The following is a 16953-nucleotide window of genomic DNA, read 5'->3' on the forward strand; positions in this document are numbered from 1 at the left end:
TGCGGCGCAGGAGGTGACCAAGCGCAGGAACATCCCGTACCGCAGTCGCTGTCTGATTTTATTACATCAAATATCCCTGTACCGTACTGTGAGGAATGACACAGCCCGCAGTGACAGAACCGCGACGAAACCAAGTAAAAAAAGTCACGTTTACTTGTGATTATTTTCACATACAAGGGGTGGCTGAGAGGGTAAACTGAGAACAGTAATAGAAATCACAGCGCAGAGATCCGCCCCCAGGGCTTACAGTCAGACAGGCGGCCGGGTCATCTGCCATCAGCGAAAGGATGAATCGACATGGCGATGAAAGAAGCGGAACTGAGACCACGGACCGGAGCGTCAGCCGAGGGGCCATGGCGGGGCTTCGTAGAGGGCGCCTGGCAGCAGCGGATCGATGTGAAGGATTTTTTGGATCAGAATATAAAGGCATACACCGGCGATGAGTCGTTCCTCGCACCACCAACGGAGGCCACCACAAGCCTGTGGAACCAATTGCAGCAATTAATGAAGCTGGAGCGGGAGCGCGGTGGTGTACTGGATGTGGATGTGCATACTGTCTCCTCGATCACGTCGCATGGCCCTGGCTATATCGACAAGGAGAAGGAGCAGATTGTTGGCCTGCAGACAGATGCGCCGCTCAAGCGCTCCATTCAACCGTTCGGCGGGATCAAGATGGTGCTGGATGCCTGTAAAGCTTACGGCTATGAGCTCCCGGAGGAGCTTGTCCACCTGTTCACTGAAATCCGCAAAACGCATAACCAGGGCGTCTTTGATGTCTACACTGCGGACATGCGTAATGCGCGTAAAGCAGGAATCATCACTGGTTTGCCTGACGCCTATGGCCGTGGCCGTATTATTGGGGATTATCGGCGGGTGGCGCTCTATGGTGTGGATCGGTTGATTGCAGGCAAACGCCAGGAGTTGAAGGAGCTGGAGCGCGAACCGATGTCGGAGCCGGTGATCCGGCTGCGGGAAGAGCTCTCTGAGCAAATTCGCTCACTTGGGGAATTGAAGGCGATGGCCGCAGCCTACGGTTACGATATCTCGGAGCCGGCCACCTCTGCGAAGACGGCATTTCAATGGTTGTATTTTGCCTATCTGGCAGCCATCAAGGAGCAGAACGGAGCAGCCATGAGTCTGGGCCGGGTATCTAGCTTCCTGGATATCTATGTGGAGCGGGATTTGAACGAAGGCGTACTGAGCGAACAAGAAGCGCAGGAGCTGATGGACCAGTTCGTCATGAAGCTGCGGATTGTCAAATTTCTGAGAACGCCGGATTACAATGAGCTGTTCAGCGGCGACCCGACCTGGGTGACAGAATCGATCGGTGGCATGGCGGAAAATGGCTCGACGCGGGTGACCCGCAGCTCGTACCGGATTCTGCATACCCTCTACAATCTGGGGCCGGCGCCGGAGCCCAATCTGACGGTACTCTGGTCGGAGCAGCTGCCGGAGCGGTTCAAGCAGTATTGTGCCAAAGTCTCCATTGAAACAAGCGCGATTCAATACGAAAATGATGACTTGATGCGTCCAATCTTCGGCGACGATTACGGCATCGCGTGTTGTGTGTCGGCGATGCGGATCGGCAAGCAGATGCAGTTCTTCGGCGCCCGCGCCAACCTGGCCAAAGCCCTGTTATACGCGATTAACGGCGGAGTCGACGAGAAGCTGGGACTTCAGGTCGGTCCGGTCAGAGCCCCGATCGCTGGCGAGCAGCTGGATTTTGAAGAGGTGATGGCGCGTTACGATGAGGTGCTGGATTGGCTGGCAGAGCTGTACATTCAGACGCTAAATGTCATTCACTATATGCATGACAAATACGCCTACGAGCGTCTGGAAATGGCGCTGCACGACCGCGACATCCTCCGAACCATGGCCTGCGGCATTGCCGGATTGTCAGTGGCTGCCGACTCGCTGAGTGCGATCCGCTACGCGAAGGTTCGTCCCGTCCGGGACGAGCGCGGCATCGCAGTTGATTTCGAAATCGAAGGGGAGTACCCGCAATACGGCAACAATGACGCTCGCGTCGATGACATCGCCGTACAGCTGACAGAGTCCTTCATGGCGAAGCTGCGCAAGCATGAGACGTACCGCGATTCGCTCCCCACCATGTCGGTGCTGACCATTACATCGAATGTGGTCTATGGCAAAAAAACCGGCAGTACCCCGGATGGCCGGGGTGCGGGTGTACCTTTTGCACCAGGGGCTAATCCGATGCACGGGCGGGATAAAAAAGGCGCACTGGCCTCGCTAGCTTCCGTCGCCAAGCTGCCGTATGACAGCTGCCAGGATGGGATTTCCAATACCTTCTCGCTGATCCCTCGGGCGCTGGGCAAGGAGCCGCAGGCTCGGGTCAGTAATTTGGTCTCGTTGCTTGACGGGTATGCCGGCAGCTCGGGACATCATCTCAATATCAACGTGTTTGACAGCGATCAACTCATTGACGCTATGGAGCATCCAGAGCAATACCCGCAGCTGACCATTCGGGTCTCGGGGTACGCCGTCAACTTCATCAAGCTAACCCGCGAGCAGCAGCTCGATGTGATCAATCGGACGTTCCACGGCAAGGTGTAACGGAAAGGAGGTCAAGGTCATGATGAAAGGACGAATCCACTCGATGGACACCTTCGGTACGGTGGACGGTCCGGGTATCCGGTTTGTGTTGTTCATGCAGGGCTGCGCCTTGCGTTGTCAGTTCTGCCATAATCCCGATACGTGGAGTATGGCTGGTGGTAGTGAAGTAACGGTCGAAGAGGTGCTGGCGGAGATTGAACCCTACGTTGCCTATTATCAGCGCTCGGGAGGCGGCATTACAGTCACTGGTGGTGAGCCGACGCTGCAGGCCCCTTTTGTAGCGAGACTGTTCCGCGAATGCAAACGTCGCTGGGGGCTCCATACGGCGCTGGATTCGTCCGGATTCTGTGACCCTGGCCGGGCCGCCGAGCTGCTGGACGCGACCGATCTCGTTCTGCTCGATCTGAAGCAGATGGACGCTGGCCGCCACAAGCGGCTGACCGGCCAACGGCATGAGCGCATCCATCGTTTTGCCAGGCATCTGACGAAGATCGGCAAGCCCATCTGGATCCGCCATGTGCTGATTCCCGGCGTAACGGATGAGCCCAAGGACCTGAGGCTGCTGGGCCAATTCGTCTCGGAGCTAGGCTCGGTGGAGAAGCTGGAGCTGCTACCGTACCATCGGATGGGCGTCTTTAAATGGCAGGCGCTCGGACTTGATTATCCGCTGGAAGGCGTGCCGGAGCCTGAACCTGAGGAGGTCGAGCGAGCCAGAGCACACATTGAAGAAGGACGACATCTGGCAGGTAACTTGAACGCTGCCGAGGTCTGGGCCACTGGAACGTTTGGCAAGTGAGGTAAAGGTGAAGGTGAGCTAAATAACTTGAAGCGATGGACTGGCGAGATATAAGTGAATAAGGAGCGAGAATGGAAGTCGGCATTTAATATGAACCGTGATGTTCAAACCAGAACCCACAAAGTATTAAGGGAAAGACTCCCATCGAGTGGGGTTCGATAGCATACTGACCGCGAAATAACCCCTGGCAAGAGAAAAATCTTAGAGCTTATAATTAGATTCATGTTCAAGTCTATTAACTACAGATGGAACCTCTACGAAAACGAGAACTCACGAAAGTCACGAAGAACGGGACTTGCGATACTGACCTTCTTAACATGGCCACCCTACCCTCAATTAAAATATTCTTTTTCTTATGTTTAACGTGAATTACGAAAGTGAAGTCTCATAAAAACATAAAAGAGTGCCCGAATCTTTAGTAGAATGGTGTTTGTCGAGAACATCACCAACCAAGAGAGGAGCACCCTTAAGGTGAAGTCTACCACAAAAATCATGTCGTTGAAAACGGAATTTTCTATGAGAAACGCAACAAATTTTGCAGGCAGTAAAGTCATTCTTGCCTTCCTTGAATCGATACGGTTTAATCAAGCGCTTCGGTCCCTTGGTCAAGCCAAAGCGATGAATGCCATCTTCCCCACACATCGGATTCTGCAGTACCTCATCATCGGCTGGCTCCTCGGCTGCGAGCGTCTCTTTCACTTCAAATCCTTGGAGAGCGATGCCTTGGTCGCTCATGCGCTGGGCGGTCGGTTGCCGCACCACACGTTGTGATTTGCTTCGGCTAGGCAAGGCTCATGAGCAGCTGGCGCCAGCCCTTCGAACCTTAAATCTCGACCTCATCGCACCCCGGCTGCCGAAATTGTTGATCTTGGACCTGGACTCCACCGCGGAGACCGTGTTATGGCAACCAACAGGGAGCGGAAGTGGGCTACAACAGCCTCAAGCGAGGGAGAAAAAGTTTACATCCCTTGCTCGTTTATGAAGGTGCCTCGCGGATGCTGTTGAACGCCTGCCTACGTCCCGGCAATACAAGCAGTTCGACCGATGTCCTGCCGTTCGCTCAGCAGACGTTAGCTCTGCTTGGTTCCCATCAGGTACGCTATGCTCGCTTCGACAAAGGCTTTGGAGGCGAGGACTTCTACGCCTTCTGGGAGGCACAGAAGATCGGCTATGTCGGCAAACTAAAATGGACGCCGCGTCTTCAGCAACAGGTGAAATCCTGTGAGCAGTGGACGCGATTTGTCGACGAAGAATGGATTATAGAAGGCATATCCCTTCTCTATCGAGCGACAACATGGGAGAAAACACGCCGCGTTGCCGTCATCCGCAAGATGCCGCGCTGGGACGGGGATCAGTCACAGCTTGAACTCGACTTGCTTTGGCAGTACGAAGCCCTAGTGACGACCGAAGCCTGGGAAGCCATCGACGTATGGCGATTCTACAACCAGCGCTGCTGCATGGAGAATTACATTAAGGAAGGCAAGAATGGCTTCGCCATCCACCGCATTCCTACGCAGTCGTTTGCCGCCAATGAGATCGACCTGCTCTTAAAGCTGCTCGCCTACAATCTCTTTGAACGCTTCAAGCACCACTGTTGTGATCCGATTCGTCAGTCGTACACCATCCAGCGGATGCGCCGAGAGTTTTTCCGCTCTGCCGGTACACTTTTGTATGTCATGCTCGTCAGATGACCTTAAAGCTGGCTGTGTCCTTCCAAAACCAAAGGGTCTGGCGACAGATGGAGCAGAAAAGTATTTTATTGGAATGAACGTATAATCCCAACTTATGTCTTGGAAGTCCCGATCCCCCTTCATGTGGGGAGGGGGAAGGTCCAGCCTTATTTCATCTTATCTGGCTCTATATGAAAATCCCTAATCCATAATTGGGTTATATATCAAATTATGGATTTCTCAAACCCCTGGTTTTATGGGCTCTCGTAATTTAGGTTTAATCAGAAATATCACTATGAATAAATGTCATTTGTTACAGAATAATTATCCTTTTTGTGGATGCCCCTTCCACATTTCCAGATATTTCGATGTCTCCTTGACTCTAAATCTAAGGTTTTCAGTTGTTGAATTAATTTTAATAGCTGGAACTAGAATTAGTATCGGCTCATATTCCGGCATCCCAAAAGGAGTTAACTGAGCACTATCTATAACATTGATTTCAGTTCCTTTGTAATCTACATATTTAATAGTATTCCTATGATACTGATCGCTCATTTCCCCTCTATAGTTAACTACTGAAGGATATAAACCTTGGTCCTCTAAAGTTCTTACAGTGGTTTCAATAGCTTTACAGCAATTTTCAAGCTCTTCAATAGAAGGGAAGTTACTCCCATTATGTTTGTGTTTTATTCTATTTCGTATATTTGAAACTTGGTTCATTTCCAAATTTCTGGTAACTTTTTTTAATATTGATATTATATTAGTTACTTCTGTGACGCTAACATCTAATAGCAATAATTTGTGCTTAAAAGGAAAATTAACTAAATTTGTTGACTCATTAAAATGAGGCATCTGTTCCTCATTTCTCTTATAATCATCGCTTTTAGTTATATGTTCTTCACACATATTAGCCAGTATTCCGAATCCTGTTATCAAAGGGAACAGAGTATTCTTCCCATTCTGATCTAATGTTAAGACTTCGTTCGCTCCAAAAGGCCTTCCGTTTAATGTTTTTGCTAGAAAATCTAAGCCTTTATCGAAATTATATGAGAATCTTGTTTCTATAAAATGATCTGACAATAACATCCATGAAACAAAAGACAATGAATTTTCTAATATTTCTTCTAGCGATACAAAGAAGTTTACCGCTTCGCTTCTTATAATTTCTTTATCATCTTCATCTCTTGAAGTGATTTCGGTAACTACGCTCTTAAACTTAGAATATCTTTCCCAAAATGTTGACTGGGTAAGTGGAAAAGATTCCTGATTAAACCCAAGCTTCCATAGTATTTTTTTTATAATCCTTTCATCTTCAAGTTCGTTTTCTGGAAAGAAAAAGTAACCGTATTTAAGATAGGCAAAGCAACCTTGTATATGTTCCCTAGTATCAAGTAATAATTCATTAACGATTACTTTTGGATCTTTATCTAAAAGATACTTATTAAGTTTTTCTAAAAAGGTCGTACCTTTAGAATGACGCAATTTCCATTCAAGCTTAGAGCGTTCTTCTGCGTATAATTCTTCAATTAGATTTCTTAATCTAGTAAAACCTATTGCTTGACCATGTATAGTTGGCATGCTTCGAATTCCTAGATGAGAACATTCAAGTGTCATTTTAAGCCAACCATATGGTCCTCTTCTCGGAAATGAGTCTCTAGTCTCGGTAATAGGAATATTTATACCACCATTTTGAATTAGATTTTCAAGACTTTCAACAATCTCCTCATCAGTAAGCAATAGTATTATTTGGAGGCACTCATTTTTCATAAGACCTTCCACAATTTCCTCGCTTGCCATCCTCCATTTATCTTTATATTTTTCTGTCATTGGCAATAATCTGCGGATTGATTTGGAATGTTTAGTAAATAGCTCGTTTAATAATATTCTTAATTCGTCGTCTGTGAACGCATTAGCCAGTAACCAAATAATATCTTCCAAATGGAAATCTTCATGCCAATCAATTAAATCCCTCTTTGTTTCGATTTGAAGTACTAAATCTTCATTTTGTGGCCCCTCGTAATCTTTCATCTTTTCCTGAAGAAAATCCACTAAATTTCGAACTATATTGTTTCCACTTTTAAAAGTAACTACATGAAGACTATTACAAGTAGGATCAGAACAGTAAGATAAAGGAGCGTATAATGAAGAATGATGTATTCTGTTTTCTAATGATTCAAGGAAACCAAACGGACCTACTACTAAATTGTTTACTTGAAAGACTCCCGCAGGCGTATTATCTAATAATAAGTTTGTTTCAGTATAATTTAATTCTTCATTATCAGAATGAAATTTAGTATTAAATTTTAAGTACAAATCCATACCGTATATCCATGGGAAGATGATCTTTCTTTCGCTAATATCCATTTCAAGGATTTCAAGAATTTTTGGAAGGTTTGTGCGCTTGGCATTAATCAAAGCGTCTTTGTGGAAACATAGAATTAAAAATGCGAAACAAATCTCATCTATGGTGACATCTCTAAATTCCTTTAGTATTATATTTTTCCATTTTTCTCCATAATCAGTGAGTGCTACATGCTTGCTAATTGATGGTGGTCTATAGCCTTCTTCTAAGATGCAATTACTAAGTAGATTGAATAAAGGTAATAAACCTCTAATGTCAGTTGTCTCATTTTGATTTTCAACGATCTCCACTTTAAGACTCATGATTTACCCCTCTCGTTAATGAACATATGTAATATTATGATAACACATGTTTCTTAGAAATATAGTAAAATTTACTACCTTTTACGTGGTGGGAAAGTATCTCGAAAGCGAGAAGATTTGAACTTCAGTTTGAAGATAGTGGCACATGAGCTTTTACAGAAATAGTTTTTGGAGTATGCAGAGTTAAAGTCTGGTGTGCAACTATTTAAATGATTTCAGGAATAGTATGAAAGAGCCATCCAAATAAAGTATGTCTGATTCTCTGAGGACGAACCTTACGTGTTTTATTTCGGGGCGTAAGGAAACTACCTTAAAATCTACGAGAAGAAACCCGTAGCCATCATCAAGGTGTCGGCGGCTCTTTGTGCTGGCGTACGGCGTCGAGGAATGCGCGCATCTGGGGGGACATCCAGCGTTCCGGATGGTAGCAGGCGAAGATTTGGCGAGGTGCCTGTTCGCCGGGGAGCGGGGCGTAGGCGAGGCGTCCCGCTTCAATTTCCTCGCGGATGGCCATCTGCGAGATAAAGGTGACGCTCTTGCCGAGCATGAGCGTCCGCTTGATCGTCTCCAACGAATCCAGTTCCATACCGAGCTTCAGCTCAACCTCGTGCGTCGCCGCCCAGCGGTCAGTCATCTCCCGGGTCGTGGACTGCTGCCCATGCAGCAGGAAGGGGTACGCCGCAATGTCCTGGGGAGTAAGGTTACGTAGACCGCCAGCCCCTTCCTCGTTGTTTAGCACGAGCGCACCCGTTGAGGCTGCTGCTTGTCCCGCTGCCCCGCCCTGCGTATGCTCTGCCGCCGCTCGCTCAAGCTCACTCGTCCGCGCACCGACGGCTTTGCCAGCCGCCCCCACACGATCACCATCTCTTGCTCCGGCCATACCCACCCCCGCACGATCAACGCTTGCCCCGGCCATAGCCATCCCCGCACGATCGCCCTGCACCCCGACCTCAGCTAACTCACCTCGCGTCACGTCCAAGCTGCCCTGCCCAGCTGCGCCAACCCCACCAGCCAGCGGATGATCAGCGGCAAAAGCCACGACCATCCGGTCCTCGCAGAGTGGCTCACAGTACAGCTCATCGGCTTCGGCTTGTTGGGCGGCGATGAAGCCGAGGTCGATACGCCGCTCGGCGAGGAGTTGGCGGATGACCGGAGCCGTGCGGATGGTCAGCCGCACCTCGACCTGTGGGTAGGTCTCGTGGAAGTGGTGGATCCACGCGGGCAGCAGATAGGTGCCTGCGACATAGCTGGCCCCGATATGGAAGGTGCCTCGCTCCGGCGTGCGTTGCTCTGCCATTACCCGCCCGGCCTCCAGACCGAGCGAGCGGATTTGCCGGGCATAATGCAGCAGGGCTTTACCGGCACGAGTTAGCTCGTATTTGCCACCATACATCTCGAAGAGCGGTACCCCATACTGCTCCTCCAGACTTTTCATATGAAAGGTAACCGTCGGTTGTTTGACGCCCAGGGCGCCAGCGACTGCGGTTATTTTTTTGTGCCGATCGAGCAGAACGAGGATGTCCAGCTTGATAAATTGCAACGGGAATCGCCTCCGAAAGCTGATATTACCCTGGAGTATAGATTAAATCTATGCAGATGTATAGATTGTAATAGTTTATTTAATAAACACTTAACACTACGAAAATATAAAGCAGATGTTTGGGGATTATGCTGTAATCAGCAAATACGAGAGGGGAGTGGAGCACATGGAGGTGGCACTAAGCGGCGTAACCAAGACATTCGATGGAGCAACCGCGCTGCATCCGCTGGATCTGACAATCACATCAGGCTCCTTTACAACACTGCTGGGACCTTCGGGATGCGGCAAAACCACCTTGCTCCGTCTAATCGCCGGACTGGAGCAGCCGGACAGCGGCTCGATTCACATCGGCGGCAAAACGGTATGCGACACCAGCAAGCGAATTTTCCTGCAACCGCAGCAGCGGGAGCTGGGCATGGTATTTCAGGATTTTGCACTATGGCCGCACATGACGGTATATGAAAATGTCGCCTTCGGACTCAAAGCCAGAGGCCGGCGCAAGGAAGTAGCCACACAGGTGGCGGAAGCGATTGAGGCTGTTCGGCTCCAGGGGTTCGAGAAGCGCTATCCGCACCAGCTCTCGGGCGGACAGCAGCAGCGGGTAGCCTTTGCCCGGTCGATTGCGGCCCGTGCGAGTTTGATTCTCTTCGATGAACCGCTCAGCGCACTCGATGCCATGCTAAGGGATGAGATGCGGGAGGAGCTCGTCCAGATGGTCCGCGAGCTTGGGGTCACAGCGGTCTACGTCACCCATGATCAGACGGAAGCGATGGCGATGTCCGATACGATTATCGTCATGCAGCAGGGCAAGGTCCTCCAGCGGGGTGAGCCGGAAGCGATCTACCATACGCCGACGCATCCGTTTGTCGCCCAATTCGTGGGCCGCTCTAACTGGGTTGAACGGGATCGTCAAATGGTTCGTCCCGAGCACATCCGGTGGACCGCAAGGCCGGGTGATCGGGTCTTCGAAGGAACGGTGAGCCGGATCTCGTATCTGGGTGATCGTTATGAGGTGGCGGTGAAACTGACGGACGGCACGATCTGGACCGCGTATCATCACGAGCGGATGGCCGTGGGCGGACAAGTACGGCTGGGCGTTGCCGAGCAGCATATCCATACGCTGGGCGATCCGGCCCGGCAGACGAACAAAGCAACAGAAGGACAACAGCAACACCAAATCAGGGAGGTTATCTACCAATGAAAACGACAATAAACAGTCCACTTACATCTGCATCCAGACCATGGCGGGGATCGCTGGCGATGCTGCTGCTCGCGAGCAGTCTGCTGAGTGCCTGCGGCGATGCCGGCAATGCCAACACAGGCAGCAATACCAATACGCCAGCCGCTGGCAATACCAATACACCGAGCCAGCCGGTCGCCGAGCAACCAGCGGAGCAGACACCAGCACCATCAGGCAAGGTTGTCGTCTATACCGCTGGTCCGGAAGGGCTGGCTACCAAGATCAGAGAGGGCTTCGAAGCAAAATATGGCGTAACGGTCGAGCAATTTGACGGTACAACCGGCAAGGTGCTGGGACGTCTGGAAGCGGAGAAGAGCAACCCCGTAGCTGATATTGTTGTCCTCGCCTCCTGGCCGTCCGCCATGGCCATGAAGGCTGAGGGCTGGACGCAAGCCTACCCGGAAGCGGCAGAGGTAGACAAGCTGCAGGCGGACTGGGTAGATGCCGACCACCATTTGTTTGGCTATAGCGCATCGGCACTTGGTATTACGTACAATACGAAGCTTGTCGATGAGCCGCCTGCGGACTGGGCAGATCTGGCTGATCCGAAGTGGCAGGGCGTTGTGAACATTCCCGATCCATCGCTGTCCGGTTCGGCTCTTGACTTCATCTCGGGCTATCTCAATGACCAAGGCAGTGAGGACTGGTCGCTGTTCGAGCAGCTCAAGTCTAATGGCGTAGCGATGGCAGGCGCCAACAAAGAAGCGCTCGATCCGGTCATTACCGGGGCCAAAAGCATCGTCATGGCTGGTGTGGACTACATGGCATACAGCGCCAAAGCCAAAGGAGAGCCAGTTGATATTGTCTATCCGGAGAGCGGCACCGTCATCAATCCACGGGCGGCTATGATCATGAAGACATCCCCGAACCTGGAGAACGCGCAGCTGTTCATCGACTATCTGCTGTCTGACGAAGCGCAAGCCCTGGTTACCGGAGCCTACCTGCTCCCAGGAAAAACTGACATTCAAGCGGACAACCGCGTTAATACGCAAGATATCAAACTGCTGGACTATGACTGGAACTGGATGAGCGAACAGGGCGAAGCGATCAGCACGCGTTTCCTGGAGCTGTTCAAGTAAACCATGGATAACCCGCACCGCGGGGGGCTCAGGCTCCCCGCTGCTTCGTGGCAGATGGGACTGGGCATGCTTCTCCTGGCTGTGCTGGTTCTTGCCCCACTGACAATGGTACTGCTGCATAGCCTGTTCCCCGATGGCACGTTTGACGCGTTCGCTCCGCTGCGCGTGCTGTCCGACCCGGCTCTGCTGCAGATTTTCTGGAATTCGATCGCACTTGGCGGTTGGGTTGTCTTCGGATCGACGCTGCTGGCGCTACCCATGGCCTTTCTGGCAGCCCGGACGACGATTGGCCGACATGCCTGGCTGGATGTCGTGCTGATCATTCCGTTCATGACGCCACCGTACATCGGCTCCATGGGCTGGATCCTGTTCATGCAGCGCCGCGGCTTTGCGGAACAGCTGCTGCCAGCTGCAGCCGGACTAACCCCGGCGTTTTTCAGCTTGCTGGGCATGGTAGCGATTATGAGCTTGCATCTGTTTCCGTTTCTGTACCTGATCCTTCGCAATGCGCTAATGCGGATCGGCGGTTCGCTGGAGGAAGCGGCGAGCGTGCATGGCGGCGGCATGATGTACCGACTGCGTCGGGTGATCCTACCGCTCTTGCTCGGCAGCTACGCGATGGGGGCATTGCTTGTGTTCGTGAAGACCATTGCCGAGTTCGGAACACCAGCAACCTTTGGCCGGCAGATCGGTTATTATGTGCTGACAAGTGAGATCCATCGTTTTACATCGAGCTGGCCGATCGACTTCGGCAAGGCAACGGCCCTTGCATCCGCCCTGCTCGGGGCCTGCCTAATGTTCTGGTACATTCAGAACATCATTAGCCGACGCCACCAATACCGGACACTCGGCGGCAAAGGCATGCGCACACGCATGGTGCCGCTCAAGGGCTGGCGGGCTGTGCTCGGCTGGAGCTATACGGGCATGTTGCTGCTGCTCGCGATCGGCATTCCGTACTTCTCCATTATCGTAGCTTCCATGCAGAAGCTGAGAGGAGACGGGCTGGCCTGGAGTAATCTGACGCTGGCGCATTATGGGGAACTGCTGCGGCCTGGCTCCAAGGGCTGGCAGGCGCTGATCAACAGCATGGGGCTGGCGGCGCTGGCCGCTACCGTTGCCGTATTAATCGGTACCTATCTCGTCCTGCAAATGGGCAGTATGAAGCGGTTGTCGCAGCGCAGTCTTGATATGTTCAGCCTGCTGCCGAACACCGTGCCCGGCATCGTGATCGTAGTCGGACTGATCCTGCTCTGGAATGCACCCTGGATGCCAGTCTCCATCTACAATACGTACACGATGGTCGTCCTGACCTACGTGGTATTCTTCCTGCCGTATTCCGTTCAATATATCAAATCCTCGGCGGCTCAGATTGACGGTAGCTTGGTGCAGGCGGGCCGGGTCTTCGGCGGTCGGTCCTGGTATGTGTTCCGGCGCATCGTGCTGCCACTGCTCATCCCAGGCATTCTGGCCGGCTGGATGATGACCTTCACCATCTCAGCTCGTGAGCTGGTCGCATCGCTCATGGTGCTGCCGCCGTCGATGCAGGTCACAGCAACGTATATCTTCAGTCAATTCGAGCAGGGCGAGGTGTCGCTCGGTATGGCGATGGCGGTCGTTTCCGTGGGGCTGACAACGCTGGTGCTGGTCATCATGAATCATCTGGGTGCTGACAGAAAGTGAGGACGTCATGACAGAACACATAGAAGTAGCGGTATGGGGAGGCGCAGGCGAGCATGGACGCTCCTGCTATCATTTCCAGGCGGGAGAGACGTCAGTTCTGCTGGATTGCGGAGGCAAAAAAGAACACGGCGGCCAATACCCGGCCTTGGTTGCTCAGTTGGTACGGAAGCTCAAAGCGGTTTTTCTCTCCCATGCGCACGAGGATCATATGGCAGCCCTTCCTCTGCTGCTCCAGCACGGCTACACCGGAGAGGTCTGGCTGACGCGGGAGACGCACCGCCAGCTGCCTGGGTATGCCAAGGCCTGGCGGCGTTATGTGCAATCTCGCGGCGGTACGGTGCCTTACGGTCCTTATGATTGGGAGCGAATGCGTTACCGGTTCCTCGACGACGAAGCTCCTCAGGGAGAATGGGCAAGCATCGCGCCCGGACTGAGAGCAGCCTGGGGGCCGAGCGGTCATCTGCCGGGAGCGGTCTGGCTGCTGCTGGAGCTGGAGGGACGCTTGGCATTCTTCTCTGGTGACTACAGCTCCGAATCAACACTTCTGCAATCAACGCTGCCGCCAGCGGCTCTCTTTGCAGGAAGATCCATCGAGCTGGCGCTCCTCGATGCAGCCTACGGAGATGCTCCGGGTACCCAGACTTCGCACCTGATTGAATTGACAGACAAACTGGCTGAGGTACATGCGCGCGGCGGTCACTCCTTGCTACCGGTGCCGACCTGCGGGCGCGGCATGGATCTGCTCGTCGAGCTGATCGAGCGTCTGCCTGAGCTGCCGATTGCAGCCGAGGCCAGCCTGACGTTGGAGTGGGCAAGGATGCTGCGCCCGGATCTGGCGGCTCATTGGCTGCGTGATGAGGCCCCGGCCAGACTGGCATCCGCGATGCGTCGCATCCGCACTGTTACTACAGATTCGGAGCGGCGCCATCTGCTGAGCGACGATCCGCATGTGATCCTGTCGCCTGACGGAATGATGCTCGCCGAGCCCGCACTCACCTATAGCCGTCTACTGCGCGGCGACCCCAGGCATGCGGTCATCTTCACGGGCCACCGCAGCTCGGATGCCCGGACAGATGAGCCTTATTCGGCAGAGATCGCGAGCTGTCGATATAAGGTTCATCAAGGCCTGCCGGACGTGCAGCAGATGCTCAGGAAGCTGCGTCCGCAGCGCGCCTTGCTGGTCCATGCCGAGACTGGAGCAACTGCAAGGTTGACCAGCCACTTGCTCCGGCAAGGTTATTCGGCTCTGAATGAGACACAGGTCTGGCAGCAGCTTCCCCGGGCAGACGAGAGCATGACCAGTTAGCTAATAGATGATCAGTGCTAAGAGTTCCTGAATTTGAGGTCAATCGAGCTGACACAACAGGTTCTCTTTCACACGACCTCAGTATCCGACGAACACGAAATTTCGAGTTTATTTTGGCGAAAATTGATTTTGGGGTTGAATAGATATGAAATTTCGAGTTTATGGCGTACTTTTGCGTGAAATCAGCGAAATAAGGTTGAAATTTCGTATTCGTTTCTAGTGGGGCCTTATCCGAAATGAAAAGGCTATCTAGTTACGGACGATGGGTCAGCTAGAGGAGGGAAGGCCGGAGGAGCAAAGGGTCCGTCTGAAAGGTTTTCGCAGAAAAGCTAGCTCCGAAAGCTTACGTTGTCTCAGGAATTCGGGACAACAGCGATCGTAGGCCCCTTTCCTCATAACAACAATACGATCGTTAGTTCAGGAGCGATCTCCTAGTGATGATGCCCGCCGCCCCCGGCGGCGGGCGCTTCTTGCGCCTGCGCGGCTTCAAGAACAGCCAGCTGCCTGACGGCATCCTCTCCGATTGCCAGCCACTTGGCAGGCATGACCTCCAATCCATCGGCTGCAACCTGAGCACGAACGACATAAATGCCTTCTTCCGGCAGTACCAAGTCGGTCTGATACCTTCCTTTGTCCTCGCTGCTAGCAGCAGCCTCCACGGCATTGCCCGGCTCACCCTCTGGCCAGTAAGCAAAGATTACCTCAGCCGTGATAGGATCACCAAGCAACGCCACATCCAAGGTTACTTGGCCGCTCTCACCTGGAGCTAGCTCGGCTGGCAGTTGCAGATCCACCGCCAGATGGGGCCTCAGACCCTGTTCATCCACCGTTCCCGTCTGGGCTGTACATCCACTTAGCAGCGCTGCCAAGCTCAACAGCAGGGCACCCGTCGTTCCAATCCATCGTTTTTTCTTCATGTTCTTCATCTCCCTCTATGCCGAGAACCAGTGCTTCAATCGGCCAATTCTGCGAATGACAAGCAGATCCAGCACCAACACCACAAGTAAGGACAATCCGACAAGCGGCATCAGGAGGCCGAAGACAATCATAATGGCTAGCACGCCCCAGGTTGCACGTGCATCCGCCGGTTTGCCGGGAGCGCCCAATTTGCCTGCGGGCTTGCGTTTCTTCCACATGACATAGGAGCTGAAGGCAATCAGAATAACGCCGAGGCAGGTGATCAATCCCAGCAGCTGGTTAGGCCACCCAAACAAACGTCCCTCATGCAGTGCAATGCCAAGGGTAATCGCCTTGGCCATAATCCCGTAGTCAGCGAACCGGACATCGGTCAGAACCGCGCCGCTATATTGATCGACATGCAGCGTCGCATTGTCTCCGGGTCTTGTGTGCGAGGTGGCGATGGTGTAGACGCCGCGCTCGCCCTGAGGCATGGAGATCGTGAACGGCATCGCGATCTGCTGACGTTCGGCAATCCCTGTCACTTCGTCCACTGTCAGTTTGACATAGCCGCCGGCAGCCGACTCCGGCACAGGCAGCTGTTCAGCCGCCCACGGTATATCCTCTGCCACGTCTTTGGTTACTGTCACGGACTCGGGTGTGCCTAGGAAGCTGAGGGCGTACGGCGGATAGTTCGTATGTGTGGCGTTGGCGACACGGTCGATTTGCGGACCCAGCACTCCTGACCAGGGCAGCCCGGTTGCAATCAGGATGACGATGCAGAGCGATAGCCAAAAAGCCGGCACAGCGTGGAGATCCCGCCAGAACTGTCGGCTGCCGGGTTTGCTCAGGCGGGGCAGCAGCGTGCCCCAGATCGCGGAGCGGTTGCGTGGCCACCACAGGTACAATCCGGTGATGACCAGAATGATGCCCCAGCAGGCGGCCAGCTCGACGAGACGGTTAGCCCACGTTCCGCCTACGACGAGTTCACTATGCATTTTTTTGAAAAACGCAGCAAAGGTCTTGTCGTTATCGAGCATGCCGCGAATGTTGCCGGTATAGGGATCTGCGTACATCGTCTGCGCAACGCCATTACGGACGGCCCCGAGCTTGACGGTAGCGCCAGGATCGTCCACAAACGTTACAGAGGAGACGCTGGTCCCTGGATAAGCCTGCATCGTACGCATGACGATTTCATCCGCTGGCAGTGCCTGCGTCCCGACCTCGCGCACCGTTAGCATATCCTTGTACAGGTACCCCTCAATTTGAGGCTTGAACAGATAGACCGATCCACTAAAGGCGAGAATGATTAGGAATGGGGCAAAGATAAGGCCAGCATAGAAGTGCCATCGCCATACCGAAGCGTACAAGGCGGACAGCAAACGGGATCCGGTGCTTTTTCGGGGGGCAGGGGCGGGATTTAGATTCGTCATTGGTTTCATTCCATTCTCCTAATTCATTCAAATTGCCTATCAGTTGCAAGTATATAGGGATTGGTCCTCCCGCG

10 protein-coding genes and 1 pseudogene are annotated in these 16953 nt (G+C 52.7%); 7 read left to right on the forward strand and 4 right to left on the reverse strand.

Translation table 11 applies throughout. The features are described 5' to 3' along the window. The first annotated feature begins 297 nt into the window (after window positions 1-297). The 3 genes and pseudogenes from pflB to F556_RS34260 all read left to right on the forward strand — a co-directional run bounded on the left by pflB (window position 298) and on the right by F556_RS34260 (window position 5138). Window positions 298-2574, forward strand: coding sequence for a formate C-acetyltransferase (gene pflB / locus F556_RS0116510; RefSeq protein WP_020618090.1), 2277 nt, complete (start codon window positions 298-300; stop codon window positions 2572-2574). Window positions 2575-2596: 22 nt separating this feature from the next. Further along, window positions 2597-3370 carry a pyruvate formate-lyase-activating protein gene (gene pflA, locus F556_RS0116515; protein WP_051108728.1) on the forward strand — a complete coding sequence of 258 codons (774 nt, stop codon included), beginning with the start codon at window positions 2597-2599 and terminating at the stop codon, window positions 3368-3370. Between the two features lie 492 nt (window positions 3371-3862). Next, window positions 3863-5138 (forward strand): annotated as a pseudogene (locus F556_RS34260) (IS1380 family transposase). A 226-nt stretch (window positions 5139-5364) separates the two neighbouring features. On the opposite strand, the gene F556_RS0116525 reads toward F556_RS34260, so the two are convergent. Both F556_RS0116525 and F556_RS36355 read right to left on the reverse strand, forming a co-directional pair. Next, window positions 5365-7704 carry a hypothetical protein gene (locus tag F556_RS0116525; protein WP_020618092.1) on the reverse strand — a complete coding sequence of 780 codons (2340 nt, stop codon included), beginning with the start codon at window positions 7702-7704 and terminating at the stop codon, window positions 5365-5367. A gap of 343 nt (window positions 7705-8047) precedes the next feature. After that, complete coding sequence (locus F556_RS36355; protein ID WP_020618093.1) at window positions 8048-9244, reverse strand: LysR family transcriptional regulator; 1197 nt, start codon at window positions 9242-9244, stop codon at window positions 8048-8050. A 166-nt stretch (window positions 9245-9410) separates the two neighbouring features. Between F556_RS36355 and F556_RS0116535 the strand changes: the two genes are divergently transcribed. From F556_RS0116535 to F556_RS34275, 4 genes are read left to right on the forward strand one after another with little or no spacing between them, the layout of a single operon-like run. Continuing rightward, the gene (locus tag F556_RS0116535) at window positions 9411-10445 is read left to right on the forward strand and encodes an ABC transporter ATP-binding protein (RefSeq protein ID WP_020618094.1); all 1035 of its coding nucleotides are present in this window, start codon (window positions 9411-9413) and stop codon (window positions 10443-10445) included. After that, window positions 10442-11563, forward strand: coding sequence for an ABC transporter substrate-binding protein (locus F556_RS0116540; protein ID WP_020618095.1), 1122 nt, complete (start codon window positions 10442-10444; stop codon window positions 11561-11563). Before F556_RS0116535 ends, F556_RS0116540 begins: the two co-directional genes overlap by 4 nt. 3 nt (window positions 11564-11566) lie before the next feature. After that, entirely contained in the window at window positions 11567-13243 is a 1677-nt protein-coding gene (locus F556_RS0116545) for an ABC transporter permease (RefSeq protein ID WP_040716721.1), read from the forward strand. A 7-nt stretch (window positions 13244-13250) separates the two neighbouring features. Next, window positions 13251-14549, forward strand: coding sequence for an MBL fold metallo-hydrolase (locus F556_RS34275; protein WP_020618097.1), 1299 nt, complete (start codon window positions 13251-13253; stop codon window positions 14547-14549). A gap of 431 nt (window positions 14550-14980) precedes the next feature. Here F556_RS34275 and F556_RS0116555 read toward each other — a convergent pair whose 3' ends face one another. Further along, a complete protein-coding gene (locus F556_RS0116555) occupies window positions 14981-15466 on the reverse strand; it encodes a hypothetical protein (protein WP_020618098.1) in 486 nt (161 codons plus the stop codon). Between the two features lie 15 nt (window positions 15467-15481). Beyond that, window positions 15482-16888, reverse strand: a complete 1407-nt coding sequence (locus F556_RS0116560; protein WP_020618099.1) for a PepSY domain-containing protein — start codon at window positions 16886-16888, stop codon at window positions 15482-15484. Window positions 16889-16953 lie beyond the last annotated feature (65 nt).

The sequence above is a fragment of the Paenibacillus daejeonensis DSM 15491 genome (assembly GCF_000378385.1).
Taxonomy (GTDB): Bacteria; Bacillota; Bacilli; order Paenibacillales; family Paenibacillaceae; genus Paenibacillus_D; species Paenibacillus_D daejeonensis.